The 19889-nt window shown below is 38.5% G+C and carries 13 protein-coding genes, 4 tRNA genes and 2 pseudogenes; 10 read left to right on the top strand and 9 right to left on the bottom strand.

The annotated features are described in order from the left end of the window. Nucleotides 1–192: 192 nt before the first annotated feature. The 6 genes from AC2SLO_RS03605 to AC2SLO_RS03580 all read right to left on the bottom strand — a co-directional run bounded on the left by AC2SLO_RS03605 (nucleotide 193) and on the right by AC2SLO_RS03580 (nucleotide 3761). Nucleotides 193–267: transfer RNA gene (locus tag AC2SLO_RS03605), tRNA-Thr, on the bottom strand. Nucleotides 268–301: 34 nt separating this feature from the next. After that, nucleotides 302–375: transfer RNA gene (locus tag AC2SLO_RS03600), tRNA-Gly, on the bottom strand. Between the two features lie 102 nt (nucleotides 376–477). Next, nucleotides 478–561: transfer RNA gene (locus AC2SLO_RS03595), tRNA-Tyr, on the bottom strand. 67 nt (nucleotides 562–628) lie between these two features. After that, nucleotides 629–704, bottom strand: a tRNA-Thr gene (locus AC2SLO_RS03590). 96 nt (nucleotides 705–800) lie between these two features. Next, complete coding sequence (locus AC2SLO_RS03585) at nucleotides 801–1724, bottom strand: FHA domain-containing protein (RefSeq protein WP_486543542.1); 924 nt, start codon at nucleotides 1722–1724, stop codon at nucleotides 801–803. A 426-nt stretch (nucleotides 1725–2150) separates the two neighbouring features. Beyond that, nucleotides 2151–3761: a peptide chain release factor 3 gene (locus AC2SLO_RS03580; RefSeq protein WP_486543541.1), complete on the bottom strand. Its 1611-nt coding sequence runs from the start codon at nucleotides 3759–3761 to the stop codon at nucleotides 2151–2153. A gap of 430 nt (nucleotides 3762–4191) precedes the next feature. Between AC2SLO_RS03580 and AC2SLO_RS03575 the strand changes: the two genes are divergently transcribed. The 6 genes from AC2SLO_RS03575 (at nucleotide 4192) to AC2SLO_RS03550 (ending at nucleotide 14276) form a co-directional block, all read left to right on the top strand. Further along, nucleotides 4192–4605, top strand: a complete 414-nt coding sequence (locus tag AC2SLO_RS03575; protein ID WP_486543540.1) for an Ohr family peroxiredoxin — start codon at nucleotides 4192–4194, stop codon at nucleotides 4603–4605. 198 nt (nucleotides 4606–4803) lie between these two features. Beyond that, on the top strand, nucleotides 4804–5214 hold the full coding sequence (locus tag AC2SLO_RS03570; protein ID WP_486543539.1) for an Ohr family peroxiredoxin: 411 nt from the start codon (nucleotides 4804–4806) through the stop codon (nucleotides 5212–5214). 354 nt (nucleotides 5215–5568) lie between these two features. After that, nucleotides 5569–8478: a DNA polymerase I gene (gene polA, locus AC2SLO_RS03565; protein WP_486543544.1), complete on the top strand. Its 2910-nt coding sequence runs from the start codon at nucleotides 5569–5571 to the stop codon at nucleotides 8476–8478. A 56-nt stretch (nucleotides 8479–8534) separates the two neighbouring features. Continuing rightward, nucleotides 8535–10799 carry an N-6 DNA methylase gene (locus AC2SLO_RS03560; RefSeq protein ID WP_486543538.1) on the top strand — a complete coding sequence of 755 codons (2265 nt, stop codon included), beginning with the start codon at nucleotides 8535–8537 and terminating at the stop codon, nucleotides 10797–10799. After that, on the top strand, nucleotides 10792–12144 hold the full coding sequence (locus AC2SLO_RS03555) for a restriction endonuclease subunit S (protein WP_486543537.1): 1353 nt from the start codon (nucleotides 10792–10794) through the stop codon (nucleotides 12142–12144). The genes AC2SLO_RS03560 and AC2SLO_RS03555 overlap by 8 nt, the downstream gene beginning before the upstream one ends. After that, nucleotides 12141–14276: a DUF4357 domain-containing protein gene (locus AC2SLO_RS03550; RefSeq protein WP_486543536.1), complete on the top strand. Its 2136-nt coding sequence runs from the start codon at nucleotides 12141–12143 to the stop codon at nucleotides 14274–14276. Before AC2SLO_RS03555 ends, AC2SLO_RS03550 begins: the two co-directional genes overlap by 4 nt. Before the next feature lie 28 nt (nucleotides 14277–14304). Here AC2SLO_RS03550 and AC2SLO_RS03545 read toward each other — a convergent pair. From AC2SLO_RS03545 to AC2SLO_RS03535, 3 genes and pseudogenes are all read right to left on the bottom strand, one after another. Next, nucleotides 14305–14958, bottom strand: a pseudogene (locus AC2SLO_RS03545) (IS1595 family transposase). Nucleotides 14959–15017: 59 nt separating this feature from the next. Further along, nucleotides 15018–16295, bottom strand: coding sequence for an oxygenase MpaB family protein (locus AC2SLO_RS03540; protein ID WP_486543535.1), 1278 nt, complete (start codon nucleotides 16293–16295; stop codon nucleotides 15018–15020). A 55-nt stretch (nucleotides 16296–16350) separates the two neighbouring features. Beyond that, nucleotides 16351–16581, bottom strand: a pseudogene (locus AC2SLO_RS03535) (alkane 1-monooxygenase); the annotation flags it as partial. Between the two features lie 750 nt (nucleotides 16582–17331). Between AC2SLO_RS03535 and AC2SLO_RS03530 the strand changes: the two are divergent. From AC2SLO_RS03530 to AC2SLO_RS03515, 4 genes are all read left to right on the top strand, one after another. Then, entirely contained in the window at nucleotides 17332–17709 is a 378-nt protein-coding gene (locus AC2SLO_RS03530) for a hypothetical protein (RefSeq protein WP_486543534.1), read from the top strand. A gap of 206 nt (nucleotides 17710–17915) precedes the next feature. Further along, nucleotides 17916–18713: an SDR family NAD(P)-dependent oxidoreductase gene (locus AC2SLO_RS03525; protein WP_486543533.1), complete on the top strand. Its 798-nt coding sequence runs from the start codon at nucleotides 17916–17918 to the stop codon at nucleotides 18711–18713. A 332-nt stretch (nucleotides 18714–19045) separates the two neighbouring features. Then, nucleotides 19046–19588 (top strand): ferritin, encoded by a 543-nt coding sequence (locus AC2SLO_RS03520; protein WP_486543532.1) that lies wholly within the window; start codon nucleotides 19046–19048, stop codon nucleotides 19586–19588. Between the two features lie 41 nt (nucleotides 19589–19629). Continuing rightward, a complete protein-coding gene (locus tag AC2SLO_RS03515) occupies nucleotides 19630–19842 on the top strand; it encodes a hypothetical protein (RefSeq protein ID WP_486543531.1) in 213 nt (70 codons plus the stop codon). Nucleotides 19843–19889: the final 47 nt, after the last annotated feature.

Raw genomic sequence — 19889 nt, 5'->3', positions numbered from 1 at the left:
TCAGTGATTTTTCTATTATTTAATTTATTACAACACTAAAAGGCAACACTAAGTGCTGCCTATCTAACAATTATCGATGTGATGTAATGTGGTGCAAGGTCATTATTTGCCCTTGTAAACGTCTTAATCTTAAATAGTCACCTAACGCTTAATCTTTATTTAATATCCAGTCAGCAAGCTAATTATAAATAGTGGAGCTCATATCGAGAATTGAACTCGAGACCTCTCCCTTACCAAGGGAGTGCTCTACCGCTGAGCTATATGAGCGTGCTTTGCTATTAACTGACTTATCTTAAATAGTTGGAGCGGGTGGCGGGAATCGAACCCGCGCCATCAGCTTGGAAGGCTGAGGTTCTACCATTAAACCACACCCGCAATATCACAGCGATGATAATCTGCCCATTCATTTATATTAGGCAGCGTCTGCTGATCTAGGTAGATAATGCTTGAACACTAATTGAAATTGTAACTAGAAAATGGTGGTGGGGGAAGGATTCGAACCTTCGAAGCTTTCGCGACAGATTTACAGTCTGTTGGGTTTGACCGCTCCCCAACCCCACCTGAGAAGTAAAACTAAAATAGATAATAGTTTTACTAAATTGCAATAAAGCAATAGTACTACGAAGAATGGTGCCGACTGCCGGGATCGAACTGGCGACCTACTGATTACAAGTCAGTTGCTCTACCAACTGAGCTAAGTCGGCGTGTTCCTTCGAAGTGGGGAGTATTCTAGCAAATATTTTCTAAAACACAACCCCTGATTTCATTTTTTTTGAAAAAAGTTCAATTTTTTTTCTTTATTATGCCAAAGCACCGCTATTAAATAGCCATATAGCAACCCCTAAGGCCAATAAAATCAACAGGACCCAGAGAATCCCACTACCGCCATCTTTTTTTGTACTTTCAGGCGCTGCATTTGAATTTTTTACGTGTGCAACGCTATGCTGCTCAGATTCACGTACCGTATTGAAGGTTTTATTATCCGCTTGTGTTTTTTCAACGTGCGCCTCTTCAGTTGCAGAGAGTTTTGCAGTAGCCGCTTGTTTAGAACGTAATACATCTGGATCGGCTTCTTCTGCCAATTCTTTGTTATGCTGCGATAAATTCGTACCATCGACATTCTTTTTAACTAATGATTTATCCGCATTGTCATCTAGTGTCTCAACAGGTCCTGGATGCGCGCTGTCTTGATCAGGATTACCAAAGGCAATCGGTTCTTCTAGTTCGGCTTCTAGTGCCTCCTCTAGCTTCTCCTCGCTAATCTGCTCAACCGTTTCTGTCTTAGCCGGCTGTTTTTCTACTGTGCTTGTTTCTACTGTGCTTGGTGCGACAGTTTCTGTGGTTGTGCTGGCTGTATTAACTTCTGGCTCTACGACAGGCGCTTGTGTTGCCGTAGTGACTGGCTTTTGATCTACTCTAAAGCGAAACACCGCAAAACTTATCACATCGCCTGTATTTAGCGTTTGAGCGACATTGGGCTCAATCTTGGTATCATTTACTGAGGTGCCATTCGATGAGCCTAAGTCAGTGACTTGTAGTGTGCCATTATTAACGGTTAATTCAGCATGCTGACGAGATACCTGCTTGCTGCCAAGTACTACGTCATTGTCTTTGCCACGGCCAATAGTCAACTTATCGTCAATTGGTAACTCTAAATCGCCTAGCGCTTCGGTAATGGCTTTTAACTGCCATTGTTTGTTATTACTGTGCTCTGGTGTAGTCATAAAGACCTCCTTATCAATGAATAAATCATAAAAATAAAACGGATAAACATAAACTAAGTGCTCAATTACTCTCTATCTTACAGTATTCCTTGCTACTTTTTATGCTGAGTCCCTGCTGATTATCGGTGCTAGCCGGTAATATGAAGGACTTAAACGAGCTAAGAGCCCATTAGCCTATTCATATTTAGCTGTCCCTGTCCTACTGTCTTTAGTGAGCTTAATTATGTGCTTACTATACCCTAAAACAGCTTAGCCCTGTGTTTAAAGTGTGTTGAGCAGTATTACAAGTAAAACATCGCTCAAAAAAAAGACGCCCTTTACATATAAAGGACGTCTTTTTAACATTAGTCAGAATGATCTGACGTGCTTAGCTTATTATTCTAATGATTATTCTCATAGCCAATTAGATAACTAAAAAGATTAAGCTTAATGTTCACGTGTGCTGCTAAAGGTGATCTCTGGATAACGGTCTTGCATCAATTGCAAATTGACTCGGCTTGGTGCTAAATAGGTCAAATGTCCGCCACCATCTAGCGACAATTGGTCGTGTGCTTTTTTCTTAAACTTAGCCAATACCGCTTCATTATCACAATGAATCCAGCGTACGGTCGCAATAGATACCGGCTCAAAAACACATTGCACTTTGTATTCTTCTTTGAGGCGATGCGCCACCACTTCAAACTGAAGCACACCGACTGCACCCAAGATCAAATCGTTATTAATCTGCGGCATAAATACCTGAGTGGCGCCCTCTTCGCTTAGCTGCTGCAACCCTTTTTGTAGTGCTTTAGATTTTAACGGGTCCTTTAAAACCACACGGCGGAACAGCTCTGGTGCGAAATGCGGAATACCGGTGAAATTCAGCTCTTCGCCTTCCGTAAAGCTATCGCCGATACTAATCGTACCGTGGTTATGTAAACCAATAATATCTCCAGGATAAGCCTCTTCTAACGCTTCACGGTCACCGGCTAAGAAGGTTAGCGCATCAGAGATACGCACGTCTTTACCCAGACGCACATGCTTCATTTTCATACCCTTCTCATACTTACCTGAGCAGACACGCAAGAAGGCAATACGGTCACGATGGCGTGGATCCATATTGGCCTGAATCTTAAATACAAAGCCAGTAAAGCTGGTTTCATTGGCTTGAACCACACGCTCATTAGTGGGATGGTTTTTCGGTGGCGGTGCATGTTCAATTAAGGTATCTAAGACCATGTTAACCCCAAAGTTACCCAGCGCAGTACCGAACAACACAGGTGTCATCTCACCTCTTAAAAAGGCCTCTACTTCAAAATCTTCTAGCGCCATTTGTACCAACTCTAATGACTCTTCAAAAGCTGCAAAAGCCAACGTACCCAAACGTTCACGAATATCTGGATAATCATAACCATCACGGGTTTCAATCTCGGTAATCTCGCCGCCATGACCTTTTTGATACAGATAGGTTTTGTCTTCGGTTAAATGATACACACCGACGAAATCCTGCCCCATACCAATAGGCCAAGTCACGGGCACACATTTGATTTTTAGAACCGTTTCAATCTCGTCTAATAGCTCTAACGGGTCGCGAATTTGACGATCTAGTTTGTTAATGAACGAGATAATCGGTGTGTCACGCATGCGGCACACTTCCATTAACTTAATGGTTCTTTCTTCCACACCTTTTGCGCCGTCGACCATCATTAAGGCACTGTCTACCGCGGTTAGCGTACGATAAGTATCTTCTGAGAAATCGGCGTGACCTGGGGTGTCAAGTAGGTTAACGATGTGCTTTTTGTACGGAAACTGCATGACAGAGGTGGTAATCGAGATGCCACGCTCCTGCTCCATACTCATCCAATCCGAGGTCGCATGACGATCAGACTTACGGCTTTTTACTTCACCGGCCACCTGAATGGCTTGACCCCAAAGCAATAGCTTTTCGGTCATGGTTGTTTTACCGGCATCGGGGTGAGAAATAATCGCAAAGGTACGACGCTGGGCGACTTCTTTGTTTAAGGTTTTTGGATCTATTGCTTTTGCTTCTTGGCTCATAATTTGGGTATCAACTGTAAACTGTGTTTCTAATAATAGACAGGGCTATTAAGAGAAAATTTGAATAGAAATAATGAATAACAGAATTTAGATAAATAAGTGTGCGTATTGTAACGGATTTCAACTAGGGGTGCAGAAGATGTTAATAACCTCTCCTCCTAACTATTCAACATGACAAGGTTAAAATTTGATAATTTAAACGTAACTAAATTAAAGAATACTTCAATCCATCGTAGGTTACCTTTACAAACTGCTAGCAAATACTTACAACCTCAGAACGCTAATTGAAACAGGGTTTGTTAATATCATATTTGATAATTTGATATTGATTTGAATGCGTCAATCAAGTGTCAATAATTGACTCATTGTAAAAGTAACCCTTTATCCCTAACAACATCCAAAACAAACTTAAAATAAAAAAGGAATAATTATGAAAACAACCTACTCGACAACAGCGACAGCAATCGATGGCCGTATGGGCGAGGCAACATTGAGTGACAGTAAGTTAATCGTTAATATGCAGCCCCCTAGCCCTTCAGCAGACGGTAATAACCCAGAACAACTTTTTGCAATGGCCTTTGGTGCCTGTTTTGATGGTGACATAGACATCGTTCAAAAAAACAACAAGAATAAATTTAATCATTCCACCCAAGTAGAGGTCGACCTTTTAGTGGGTGAGCATAACGAACATAGATTAGCCGTAAAGATTCATGTTGTCGCTAGTAATACCGATCTTAGTGCCGATGAGGTTCAAAAATTAGTTGATGACGCTTTTGAGATGTGTGCCTATGTAAATACCGTTCGTGAAAACGTAGTGGTTGAAGTGACATCTGAAATAAAATAGAACTAATGTTGAAATCGAAAGCCAACCTTTAACTTATCTCGCTATTCGATTTAAACCATCTTAATACTTTAACTTAATACTTTAAATAGTACCTTATTATTAAAATAGCTATTTGATAACTTCGATAGCAAAGCATACTAGGTTATTTGTTAGACTTAGACCTTGCAAATATCTATAAAAAAATCAAAAGGGATTATTATGAAAACTTTATATTCAACTAAATCTTCAGTCACTGGCGGACGAATGGGCTCTGCCAAAGTTAGTGACAGTGACTTAGTCATTAATATGACACCACCAGGTACAGGCGATGGCAACAACCCTGAACAGCTTTTTGCAATGGGCTATGGCGCTTGCTTTGACAGTGCATTAGGCGTGGTCAAAAGAATGCAAGGTGTTGAGTTTGATTCGACTACAGAAGTGGAAGTAGACTTATTACAAAGCGAAAACCATCAATACAGCTTAGCCGCTAAAATTCATGTTATCGCAAGTAATACAGACTTAGGTGCTGATGAGGTGCAAAAGGCGGTTGAAAAAGCACACGAAGTTTGCCCTTATTCTAAAGCCACTCGTGGCAATATCGATGTCGAAGTGACATCTGAAGTAAAATAAATAACCGATTATTGATATAAGTTAACTGCTTAGAGTTAACAAGTATACCCCCTGTATTAATAGTGTGCTCAAACACGAAAAAGCCCAATTCGTCTTTTGCGAGTTGGGCTTTTCTACATCTATTAAATTTATATCTAGGGTTAGCTCAATATCGTTCTGTCTTTTTCGGCCGTATATGACTACTTTAACAATCACCCGATAGCGTCTCTTATTTTTCGTTATAATGAGGGCACAGCGAATTTAACCCAATTCCCTTTTTTATTTTGATTGCTTTTTAGGATAGCTATGACTGACACCAACAATAATAATCTGAATACCTCTGACACCTCGCATGACGCACTTGACCCCAATGTTATGCCTACGTTTGATGACATGCCCAATGTAGCGACTATGCAAACCAGCCATATCAATAAAGATGAACCGCCTTTTATTCTTGTTGATGGCTCATATTATCTGTTCCGTACTTATCATGCGCTACCTAAAACCATGATGACCACTCAAGGGCTAATGACCAATGCGGTGCGCGGGACATTAAATGCTTTATTGAAGCTGATGCGTCGTTACCACCCCACACATATGGCGGTGTGCTTTGATACCAAATCGCCTACTTTCCGTCATACTATGTCCGAGGAATACAAAGCCAATCGTCCTAAAATGGATGCAGAATTGGCAGAACAGATTCCTTATATCCACCGCTTGGTGCGAGCGCTTGGCATCCCTCTATTGCGTATTGAAGGCGCTGAGGCCGATGACATTATTGGTACCTTGACTCAGCGCGCTGTTGCAGAAGGTCATCACGTCGTCATCTCAACCGGTGATAAAGACATGGCTCAGTTAGTCAATGATTGCGTGATATTAGAGGACAGCTTTACTGGTAAAATTACTGACGTGCAAGGTGTCATCGATAAATTTGGCATTAAGCCAGTACAGATGATTGATTATTTAACCCTAATGGGGGATAGTTCAGATGGTATTAAAGGTGTCGCTGGCGTTGGTAAAAAGCGTGCCAAAGACTTATTGGTTGAATACGAGACCATCGATAATATCTTGGCAAACGTTGCTGATATTAAGGGTAAAGTCGGTCAAACTTTGCAAGATTCTGTAGAGACTATTGCTCAAGACAAACAACTGGCTACTATTGTGACTAATTTAGAGATTGGTCAAGACTGGGAAGATTTGCGCATCAATACCGACAGCTCGGCGTTTATTGATGAGCTTCGTGATCTATACAGCGAACTTGAGTTTAAAAATGAATTGGCATCACTTGACCATCCCAATCACCCTGCCAATACTCACAGTCAAAGCGTTGATGAGAGCAAAGCCGATGCCGAGTCGCAGGCACAGATTGCCAAAACCTTAAAAAACCAGAAGCAGTCTACGATTGTCGAACACGTTAAAGACAGCAAAAATCATGAGAAAGCTTGGCACACTGTACTCGACGAGCCAGCTTTCAACAGCTTAATAGAGAAATTAGAATCTGCCCCCTACTTTGCAGTAGATACCGAAACCACCAGTATCAACTGGCGTGAAGCAGATATCGTAGGCTTGTCATTTGCGCTTCAAGCACATGAGGCCTATTACATTCCGTTAAATCATAGCTTAGAAGATGATACGCTGACGGCCAAGCAGTTAAACCAAGACTTGGTACTGTCTAAGTTAAAACCTATTTTAGAAAATGCAGGCATCGGTAAAATCGGGCAAAATCTAAAATACGATGCTCATATTTTGCGTCGTTATGACATTGACCTAAACATTAGCCCTAAAAATTGGGCGATGGATACCATGCTGGCAAGCTATGTCTTGAATGCTGCCGCTACCCGTCAGGGTATGGATGATTTAGCGCGTCACTATTTGCACACCCAAACCATTACCTACGAAGATGTGGCAGGTAAAGGCGCTAAGCAAGTTACCTTTGATAAGGTCGCTGTCGATATCGCCAGTGATTATGCTTGTGAAGATGCTGATATTACCTATCAGTTATTTGAGCTATTCTCTGATAAGCTTAAAGATGATGATACCAACCAACGCTTGCTACATGAACTAGAAATCCCTGTATCGCAAATTTTAGGCGAGATGGAAGCGACGGGTATTTTAATCAAACGCTCTTTCTTAAATGAGCTGTCTGAGCGCTTTGATGAAGAGATTGGTGAGCTTGAACAGCAAGCCTATTACGAGGCTGGTGAAGAGTTCAATCTTGGCTCCCCTAAACAATTGGGCGAAGTATTGTTCGATAAATTAGGCGTGATTGGCGGTAAAAAGACCAAGTCTGGTCAATATTCTACCGGTGAAGCCGTACTATCAAAAATCGACCACCCATTGGCAGAGATTGCCCTTGAATACCGCGGATTATCTAAACTCAAAAACACTTATACCGATGCGCTCGACGCCGTTGCCGATAAAGACACTGACCGTGTGCATACCAGTTATCATCAAGCCTTAACCAGTACCGGTCGTTTGTCTTCAACTGAGCCTAACTTGCAGAACATTCCGATTCGTACCAAGACTGGCCGCTTGATTCGCCAAGCATTTATCGCGCCCGAAGGCCGCGTTATTTTGGCAGCGGATTATTCGCAAATTGAGCTGCGTCTGATGGCGCATTTCTCTGGTGATAAAAACCTAACCCGTGCGTTTAATGAGGGTCTGGATATTCATAGCGCCACTGCTGCAGAGGTATTGGGCAAGCCGGTTGCTGATGTAACCTCTACCGAGCGCCGTAATGCTAAAGCCATTAACTTTGGGCTGCTATATGGTATGAGCTCTTTTGGTTTGGCTAAACAGCTGCAAATGACCCGTGGTGAGGCGCAAGATTATATCAATCAGTACTTTGCGCGCTATCCTGGTGTGAAGCAGTATATGGATGACACCCGTAATAGTGCAAAACAATACGGCTATATTGAAACTATCTTAGGCCGTAAGCTATATACGCCAGATATTGAACACACTAACCAAATGGTACGCCGTGGTGCAGAACGTGCTGCGATTAACGCCCCACTTCAAGGCAGTGCTGCCGATCTGATTAAACTGGCGATGATTGCCGTGGATAAAGTATTACCTAAAGACAATGCCAAAATGCTGCTGCAAGTGCATGATGAATTGGTCTTTGAAGTGGATGAAGATAAAGCAGCTGACATTGCAGCACTTATTAAAACAGCAATGCAAGACGTACTAAGCGACACTGCTAAAACGCTTGGCTGGGATGTTGATTTTGCTGTACCGTTGTTGGTTGAAACGGGCGTAGGCGAGAATTGGGATGAAGCGCATTAAATTATGTGTTTGATTAAATTCCTTTTTAATAAAATAATATTTATAAGAGTAAAGCTATGAAAGTTCAATACAAAGATAATGAAAGACAAATATATGTTCCACTAAAGGATAAATGGCTAGTCAACACGCCAGAAGAGCGAGTAAGACAAGAGTATATCTGTAGACTGGTTGAACATTACGGATTTACCCTTGAGCAAATGGCGCAAGAAGTTACTGTAAGTAATTCACAGCGGGGTCAAGGGCGTGCTGCTGCGGATATTTTAGTATGGAAATCAGCCAAAGATAAAGATGAAGAGAACAGTCCTATTATCGTAATCGAATGCAAAGCAGAAAACATCTCAATTCATGAAGAAGATTATTTCCAAGGTATGAATTATGCTTCTTGGGCAGGTGCGGATTTTTTTGTGACTTCTAATTTAAAAGAAACTCGTATTTTTAGAGTAATAAAAGGAAAAATCCCTAAGCGGCTTGATGAAATTATTGATATACCCGATGCAAAATCTATTACCGATGACAAAAAGATAGATAAAATTCTCAAGCAAACAAAAGCATTTACAAGAGATGAGTTTTCAAAACTACTATTCCAATGTCATAACATTATTCGCAACAACGATAAACTATCACCCGAAGCTGCATTTGATGAAATCAGTAAAATCTTATTTATAAAGATTCGCTATGAACGTGATATGACAAAGGCTCAAATTTTTTCAAAAAATCAATTTGAAAAGGACAAAGAATCCTATGACCGATATAAGTCCAAAGGCAGCAAACCATTCTATCAGCAATTGTTTGACAATACTAAAGAAGACTTTAAGGATGACGATTTATTTGCTGAAAATGAAACTATTAGAATTAGAGAAAACAGTTTCGAAGAAATTGTAAAAAAGTTAGAAATTTATAATTTGTCTAAGACCTCTGATGACGTCAAAGGTATCGCTTTTGAGCAGTTTCTAGGTCGTACGTTCCGTGGTGAACTGGGACAGTTTTTCACCCCTCGAACGGTCGTAGACTTTATGGTAGATGTCTTAGACCCACAAGAAGGCGAGATTATATGTGACCCATGCTGCGGTTCTGGGGGTTTTCTGATTAAAGCCTTTGAATATGTGCGTTCTCAAATTGAGGAAGACATTCATCAACAAAAAGAGCTTTTAAAAGAACAGTTTTTTAACGAGACCTACTTAGCGTTACCAGACGACGAAAAAAGTAAAATTGAATCACAGGTCAACGACTACTTTACTCAATTAAATGCTGAACTAGATATCACTAATAAAAAAAGTAGATTAAGAGTGCTATCCCACGATTGCATTTTCGGTACAGATGCCAACCCACGTATGAGCCGAACCGCTAAGATGAATATGATTATGCATGGCGATGGTCATGGTGGTGTGCATCACAATGATGGCTTACTAAATGTTAATGGAATCTTTGAAAGTCGCTTTGACCTTATTCTAACCAACCCCCCTTTTGGCTCACGAGTAGAAAAGAGCCTTAAAATCACAGAAGCTGATAAATACAAAGATACCCAGCGTATTGAGAAATATACCGAACAGTATGGTGACGCTTATATTGATGCGCTTAAACAAATTAATGACCATATTGACAAGCCATTACTCAATCTGTATGACACAGGTAAAATGAGTACACTTACCGAAGTTTTATTTATAGAACGCAGCCTTAAACTATTAAAACCTGGTGGACGTATGGGTATTGTGCTACCTGAAGGTGTCTTAAATAATCCCAAAGGACAGAACATACGAGATTATGTTGAGAGTAAAGCAAAAATTATCTTAATTACCTCTATCCCTCAAGACGTATTTATTGCCAGTGGTGCTACGGTAAAACCTAGTTTATTATTCTTTAAAAAGTTTACTGATGAAGAAGCCGAGCAATGGAGGCAGTATACCGATCAAGCCACCTCCGATGTTAATCATAGATATGCCAGTCAAGTTAACCCTATTAATGCAGCCTTAAAAAAGAAACCTAAAGAGGATGGCGCTCCAACAACGACGGAGAAAAAGGAACTTCGTAAACAACTAAAACTATTAAGAGAAAAAATGGCAGAGGAAATAAAAGCACAAGTAAAACAAAAGTTTGATTATCAAATCCCGATAGCAGAAGTAGAAAAAGCAGGCATCAGTACCACAGGGTCTGTAATAGAAAATGAACTTGTACCACTGGCTAAAGAGTTTACAGCTTATCGTAAAGAGAACAAGCTATGGCAAATGAGCCATACCCAATACACTTACAAAATAGTAGGGGATGAGCTATTACGTAATAGTGCTAATTCAGATAGTCAAGAAATGGTGAAATTCTATGAGTGAAATATCTAGTATGTTAAAAACTATACCATTTTCAGAAGTCTTCTTATGGGATGTAAAAAGATTTTTAGCAAATCAAATTGAATCTAACTATCCAATTGTCAGATTAGGTGATTATATTAATCAAAGAAGTGAAAAAATTAAGCTAAATGACTATCCTGAAAAAGAATTTGGGATTTTAGGGGTTAGTAATAAAACTGGTATTTTCGATGCTTATGTAGAAAAAGGCGAAAATATAAATCAGCCTTATAAGGAAGTCCATTTAAACGACTTGGCTTATAACCCCTATAGAATTAATGTGGGTTCTATTGGTTTAAAAACTTTGGAACAAGAAAATAACTATATTAGCCCCGCTTATGTAGTTTTTGAATGTTTAGAAGGTTTAAATGCTGATTATTTATTTAAGATGTTTAAAACGCCTACTTTCAATCAAATTATTAGAGATAATACGACTGGCTCCGTTAGACAGAATTTAACGTATGATACTTTACAAGAAATTAGAATTCCTTTGCCATCAATCGATACCCAAAACCATCTTCTTAAAAAATATATCTTTAAGATAGAACAGGCAGAGCAACTAGAAGGGAAAGCTAAAAACCTTGAAGATAGTATTGAAAACTATCTCCATTCACAATTAGGTATTAAAAAACTAGAAGAAGAAAAAGCCAAATCTTTTAGAATGATTTCATTCACAGAAATTGAGCGTTGGTCAGTCGATACTTTAGGAAAAATAGCTAAAATAGCGGATAAATTTGAAGGACTTTATGATTTAGTGCCCTTTAAACGTTTAATAATTTCTTATCAGTATGGATTATCAGAAAAGGCACATAAAGCTGAAACTGGTTATCCAATGTTGAGAATGAATAATATATATGATTCTGACTTAGTTATAGATGACCTCAAATATATCTCTATATCTGAAACAGATTTCAAAAAATTTCAACTTAAAAAAGGTGACTTATTATTTAATAGAACTAATAGTAAAGAGTTAGTTGGAAAAACTGCTATATTTAATTTAGAACGTAATGACTTTACCTTCGCTTCTTATTTAATAAAAGTAGAAATTGACAATAAATTAGCGTCCACAGAGTATATTAATCATCTGTTTAATTCTAGCATCCTTCAATACCAAAAGAATTTAGTAAGCAGGCAGGTTACAGGACAAGCAAATATAAATGCACAAGAAATGCAGGCATTTGTGTTCCCTTTGCCCCCACTAAATATTCAAGAGAACATAGCTAACTATTTATCAGAGATTAAAGATGAAATCAAGTCTTTACGAAATCAAGCCAAACAAAACCGCTTAACTGCCATTACTGACTTTGAAAAGGAAATATTTGCAGTATGAATATCACTAAACTTATAGTTAAAGGCTACAAAAATTTAGATATAAAATTAGAACACCAAGCAAAAGTGATTACCTTTATAGGTAATAATGGTAGCGGTAAAAGCAACCTACTAGAGGCGTTGAGTATAATTTTCAGAGACCTTTATACTAAAAACGAGAGTCATACTGATTTTGATTACCTAATAGAATACGATATAGATGTTCATAAAATAATTATTAATAAAACAGCTAAGACTGTTAAGTATCAAATTAATGGTACTGAAGTATCTAGTATAACTGAATATTTACCGAAAAAAGTAGTTGCTATATATAGCGGTGATTCTGATAAACTATGGAAGATCTGCTATGAAGAATTCTATAAAGAATTTATTAGAAGTATCAATAGCAACGTTCAAGTAGATACACCAAGAATGCTATTAATTAATAAGTATTACTGGGAAATATCTTTGCTTGTCCTAATATTATCAGATGGTGAAGACAAACAAAAATATATTAAAGAAGTCTTAGGTATTGAAGATATTATTGATATAGTTTTTGAGTTCAATAAAGGGAACTACAAAAATTATAACAACAGCTCTGCTTTAGAATTTATCAAGAAGATAGATAACAAAGAGAGATATACAGTAGAAGAATTAAGAAATACTCTTTTATATACGCATGAGGATAGCGTAGAAGCTTTAGACAAACATAGTATTACAGATATCTATTCCTACCTATATATTTTATACACTCCTAAAGATGACAAGATAATAGAGAGTATTACAATCAATTTTAAAAATAAGACGTCTAATAACAGGACAAATGATAAATTAACTACCGACTCGCTTAGCGAAGGCGAGAAAAAGCTCTTATTACTCAAATCAGCCTTTGAGTTTGCTGTACAAGAAGATAGTTTATTTTTACTAGATGAACCTGATGCCCATATTCATATTAACAATAAAGACCAAATTATCAAACTAATTGAACCTTTTAAGATTAATAGACAAGTTATACTAACTACGCATTCACCAACTGTGACGAAGTCTATAAGTAATGATGAATTATTTATGGTGGATAGTGGCACAATTATTAATAAAGAAGAACAGGAAATATTAGACCATCTCACTGGAGAGTTTTGGAATCGCCATCAACAAAGTAGTTTTTTATCAAGTGATAAAGATGTTATTTTATTAGTAGAAGGAAAACATGATAAAACTCATTTAGAAAATGCTTTTTCAAAGCTTAAAAGTGAGTTTTCAGATTTAGATTTTGATATATTCTCACTAGGCGGAGAAAGCAAAATCCAACCATTTATGACTGGATTATATGAGACAGGTAAATGGGGTGATAAGATATATATTGCAATTTATGATAATGATACTCCAGGAAGAAAAACATATGATAATAATTATGACAAGATATCTGGCAAGCAGTATAAAAAGCTTAAAAAAGACGAAATAGATCATAATAACTTTTTTGCCATCACTCTTGTCAAACCAGATGGTTTTACTGGGGACTGTACAATTGAATCTATGTTTAAATCAGTAAGATACCAAGAAGCCTATATAGAGTCAGCAAAAAAAACGGATTACTTTGAAAATGATTCTATTGATAATATACATAAAAATATAAAAAAGAATTCAAAAAACTTATTGGCTGAACAGTCTAGCAGTTTTCCAGTAGAGGACTTTGAAAATTTTAAAGCAATATTTCAATTGATTCTGGAAGTTAAAAACGACACAACAACTACTTTAGATGAGCAAATTCAACCAAATACTATAGATCCAGAGCAATCTAATAAATCTGTACCGTATAATGAAGCTGAAAATAATGACTCTAATTTAGTCGAAGTCTTCTACAAAGGTGCAAATGGTCTCTATAATTCAGAAAACCATCATCTGACAGTCAAAGCAGGTAGCGAGATTAGAAAAGACTATATACCTTCCTTTAGTCAATCTGAAATTGACAATAGGGAAAGAATTATATCAATCATAGGTGTTGAAGATAAGGGAGATACTTTTATAACGCTTACTGATTATGAGTTCTCAAGCCCTAGTGGTGCAGGAAAGTTTGTTTTTAACAGTAATGTCAATGGTAAAGAGGTCTGGATAAATTCTGCAGGAGTCAGTTTGAAAAAGTTATTTCCTAACTAATTTATAAAGGGGCTGAAGTAGATAAGGGTTAAATATCACACCATTTTCTCAGAGTTTTAAGCTGATCGGATGGTGACCCATAGTTAAATCTAAACCCACACTCTTTTAAAAACAAGTGGAAGTTCTTTTTATCTATTCCATTATATTTTCTAAGAATACGTTTAGATTGATTCCAGAAGTTTTCAATGCCATTGATATGATTACGACCTTGATCAAACTCTTTAGAATGATTCACTCTAAAATGCTTAAATTCACTCACGTCCAAGGCGTTATAACTACGATAGTTATCGGTATGAACAAAGCTGTCAGGCTTTATTTTACGCTTAATAACAGGCATTAGAGTGTTCTGTTTGGTATTATCTACGACAACGGTATAAACCTTACCGTTTCGTTTTAAAATGCCAAATACGGCCGTCTTACCAGCAGCGCCTCGACCTCTTTAACCTTTGCGTACACCACCAAAATAACTTTCGTCTAATTCAACTTCACCATCGAAGATTTCATCTGCTTCGAGTGATAGATAATAATTTATAACGAGTCTTATCTTTCGATAGAATAAGATAGCTGAATTTGGTTGTATACCGAGTATATCAGCCGCTGAACGAGCAGTTACTTCAAGCACAAAGTATTCAAGCAGCTTTAATTGTACTTTTTTACTTAATTTACAACGGGTTAGCTTCATAAGAGTAGTTTAGCATAGTGATTATCTACTTCAGCCCCAAGATAAAAGTTAGGACGACCCTACAGCGTTTTTTTATTGGCATAATAAGGGTCGTTTTTTTTAAGCCACCAGTTCATATTGTCTTGCCGAGTGCGTCTAAACCGCTCAATACGTTTCTCAAGCTTAGGATGCAGGCGGCGCGCGGTGTCTATGCCAAACAATATAGGCGCACTAAGTAATACGCCTTGCCGCAACGGCAGCTTAGGCAAATTTAACCCATCGCCAATATCATCACCCACAAAAGTACGAGTGACACTGGCATTGACCAGCTCAACCGCATGACCACGCCAATTGGTCTCACCCATAATTTGTGATGGCAAATCATGCAATGCTTTAGAAAGCGGCCTGCCGATCTCAAAGTCTAGCTTCTGCACCGATAAATAGTTATAAAACCACTCCCATGACTCTTGTTCAGTCTTGGGAATACGCGCTAAATCTACCCCCATCCACCAAGTTGCCAAACGCCACAAATGCATAATCCCTTTTGCTTCTTCTTTGGTGATGCGCGCGCCAAGCCACTTTAGACCGTTTGAAATCAGCAGGGAGAACTGCAAATGAGTGGCTACCATATCTGATTGATTAATCGGCTGCGCCCAATACTGTGTATCAAAGCCATCTTTTACCAAGCCTTTTCGAATCATGCTGTGCAGCTGACGCACTCGAATGGTCTGGCGCCACGCTTCTCCGCCTATCGCTAACACGGTGTCATCACCTGTGATTTTCGGGTGCTCGGACACCGCCATCATATAGCCGTAAGTACGGTACAAACGTGCCAGCGCACCGTGTACCAATGCTCCGGTTTTAATCAGCGGTAATGATAAGGCAGGAATACTGTAGCCGGCCATCAAAGCCACATTGCGCAGTAGCCAAACCAGGGTCAGTGGATAGCGCCGATAGGCAATTGCCCCTTTTTTAGCAAGCTTAGCGTCGAACCAATCAGGATGCGTGGCAAACTGCTTACGTAGCTGTTGAAAATCAGAATCGTTTAACAGATGCGCCTGATCAGATGCTTCAAATCTAGCTTTATCGATAATAGATTGCTGCAGCGCATCGGCAAATCTACCGTGTCTGTTGATAATCGCATCAACCGCAGGATCAGTAATCTCGTAGCCATCGGCGATTTTGTCTAATAATTCCGGCTTGAGGGTATATCCTTTGGGCAATAAAAACCTGCGCATACGTTGTAGCACTTGCAGGTCTTTATTATCACTCGGATGTGCGGTGCGGCCGTAGTTCTCAATCTTTGAAGATGCCTTTAAGGATGAGCTTGATTGGTGCAGCGCTGTGCGAGAAGACATATCTCTGACGTCCTTTATTCGATAGCTAAACTTATATTAAGTCATTAATTTTACATTAATAACCTAACCAGTCTAACCCTTTACGAATCAGTTTTGTGGCTTTTTGCATACGCGGGCTCAGCGGTTTGTGGTACATATTAATTCGGCTTATATCGCCCTTATAATGCTCAATCACTCTTTTATTCATGATGGCAAACCACAATGGCGGAAAATAAGCCGGTATAATCATACTGGCATAACCGCTCGGCAGCTGTGGTGATTCATCAAAGTGGCGCAATACTTGATAAGACGGTTAATCGCAAATCAAATAAACTCTCTCGTTTTCTTATTTATATCACTAAGTATGTAGGTGGATAAATATATTTTGGTATTGATGACCATGGCTACGAACTTATTGCTTTTTGCAATAACCTTTTAACTATTTGTAATAAACCGCCTATTATTTAACATACATAACAACCCTTACGCCTTTATTATCTATGTGTTTAAGGTTTTGTTATCCACTATCTATGACTGTCAGTACCTATGCAAATCGCACAGCAGATAGCGCAAAACTTATTATAGGGGTAGCAACACCTTTAGATTAGCGTTATAATTAAGCTTAATTAAACCTGAAATGTCAACTATTTAATAAATATTAATAGTCTTTTTTCATTACCTGAAAGTCAGGTCTGCACCATACCAATCCTTATTAGTATGCAATCAAAATTAAGCGCTGCTAACTGTGTTCAGATGATACAAATCGTATATCACATTAATTAAATACGCACTGTTTTTAAAAGGGTTGTCTATATAGATATCAGACCGTTACTAATCTATACGTTGGAGAACCACTATCGTTACCGAAGACAGCTTCATTGAAATTTTTGAAGCACTCTCTTTATTCATCTGCTTAATTATCTGTGCCTTATATGCTAGAAAAAGCCACCTTAAGATTGGTCAATCTTTCTGGTTTGCCTCTGCATTGGTCTTTTTCGCAGCCGTCCGCCGTGAGTTGAGTTTTTTGTCGGATCTTTATATACCAAAGACCTTTTTATTGTTAGGTAAATCCTATGAATGGTGGGAGGACTCGGTCTTATTGGCCGTTGGAATCACGATACTGGTCTTTTTGATTCGCAGTTGGCACTATTTATGGGCCGTATTAAAAGATGTACCCAAAACGATCTATTTTTCTGTGCTTGCTTTAGCTATTCTGCAGTATAGCGGCGAGCATGGTATTGGCTTTGGTCATGATTTAGGTGTCTGGGTAGAAGAGATTTCTGAGGGAATTATTTATATTATTACCTTGGTGTATTTAATTCGCTTCCCATTAACGCCCTTTGAGTGCTGCCTAAAACAGCAGCTGCCGTCTGCCATCCAGACGCCTTCTTCAGCCATAACAGAACCTCAATTAGCCAATCAAAATCAGTGTTAGATAAAAAACATTTGATTTGCTATAGTCATATGGTTTGTGCACTATAGCGCACACGTTAATAATTCGATTATATCTACTTATATTATATAATCAGTTAAGTAAAATAACTTATGGGCGTATCGATGATTGTTGAGTCATGTTTATTGGACAATGATTAACGCTACCTCATAAGCCTCTCCTCCATAATTAAGACAAGGATGCTTTTAATGACCCCACTAAATATTCTAATCACGGGTGCCTCACGCGGCATTGGCCTGACCACTGCAAAAAAACTGGCTTCAAAAGGTCATAATGTTGGCTTATTTGACATTGATGTTAACGAGCTTGAGTCCGCGCTTAAAGACAAAGCCTTTAAAAAGGCGATTAAATCTAACGCCATCGCTCATGGCAATCTAGACGTGACACTTCCTGAAGACTGGGACAGCGCTATTGAAGAGATGAATGAAAAATTTGGCAGCATTGATGTATTAATCAATAATGCCGGTATTTTGGTAACGGGTGATTTGCCAGATACTAAGCTGGAAGCACAGCTAAAACTGGTTGATATTAACTGTAAAGGTGTTTTAATCGGCTGTCATAAAGTAGGCAGTCAAATGAGTGGTCAAGCGCATCAAAAAATCATCAACCTCTCTTCCGCTTCTGCTATCTATGGTCAGCCTGAAATTGCCCCTTATTCTGCCAGTAAATTCTTTGTGCGCGGCTTAACTGAAGCGTTAAACATTGAGTTTGAGCCTAAGGGTATTAAAGTTATCGATGTGATGCCACTTTGGGTACAAACCGATATGACCAAAGGCGTTAGCGTTACCAGTATTGATCGCTTGGGTCTAAACCTAACCCCTGACGATGTGGGTAAACTGCTGTATAAATTATCTGTTTCACCGAATAAGAAATTACATAAAACCCATTACTCAGTAGGTATACCTGCCAAAATATTTAGCACCCTTGCACAGGTTTCGCCAAGTGCCTCTATGGTACGCTGGGTAAACAAGATGGTTGGTGCTTAATCCATTTATTGTCATTAACACGCTCTAATATTTATTAATAAAAAGTCGGCTTAGTGCCGGCTTTTTTTTGTTTCAATATTTTTCTTTAGTTTATGTTACAACTCTTAACCTCTCTAACATAATATGCACAACTCATAACTCAAGCCTTACCTATATTCCTTATTTCACCCCTTATACTTTAGTTGCTTCCAAATTTTAGGTTTAAATTTTGGTTTATGATTTGAAATATACAGTGATACTAATAACAATAACGACTCACTGTTTTTAGTCTTAAACCTGAGACAACGAACCTTTTTCTTAAAAGATAACATTCAAACATTGAGGAGTATATTATGGGTGACAAGCGTATTTCTGACAGTATGGAACAAGCGTTAAATGAACAGATGAACAATGAAGCTGCTCAAGCACAAGCGTATCTTGCGCTTGGTATTTGGGCAGATTCTAATAATTATGCAGGTATCGCTGAATTCTTTTATAAGCATTCAGAAGAAGAACGCCAACATATGTTTAAGTTCTTAGAATATATCCAAACTCGCGGTGGTGAAGCTAAAATTGGTTCAATTCCTGCACCACGTGATAATCCTGTAGATTTAGAATCTTGTATCGAAGATGTTTGGCAACATGAGTTAGATAACTCCAAAAAAATCTATGCATTAGTTGATAAGGCATTGGATGAAAGGGATTGGCCAACCTTTAACTTCTTACAATGGTTCGTGAAAGAGCAAATTGAAGAAGAAGCGCTTATTGATGAGCTGCGTGATAAATTTGCACTGGCATCAGAAAGCAAAGACAATAATGCTAACTTCTACTCTCTTGACCGTGATATGGCTAACGCACCTCAGGAAGCTGAAATTCCTCGTGAGCAAAACCTATAACGGTTTGTTTTGCCAAAAAATAGACTCTAAAGGAGTAGATTATGAAAGATCCAATAGATACGGCAATCAGCTTAGATTCGATGAATGAAGGTGAGAACCTACAAGAAGGCTTGACGCCGATGCACCGTCAGAATATAGATGAATCACGCATTGATGAAGTATTGGTCGATGATGCGTTAGATGATGAAGATTATCCAACCATTCGTGATATTGCTGATGATGATGCCGTTGAGCAAAGCTTTGAAGATGAATAGTTTTTAAACACTCATTATTATTCATATATAAAGCAAAAACACCGCTA

The organism is Psychrobacter sp. CX14 (genome assembly GCF_057396205.2).
This window is presented reverse-complemented; position numbering and strand designations above follow the sequence as displayed.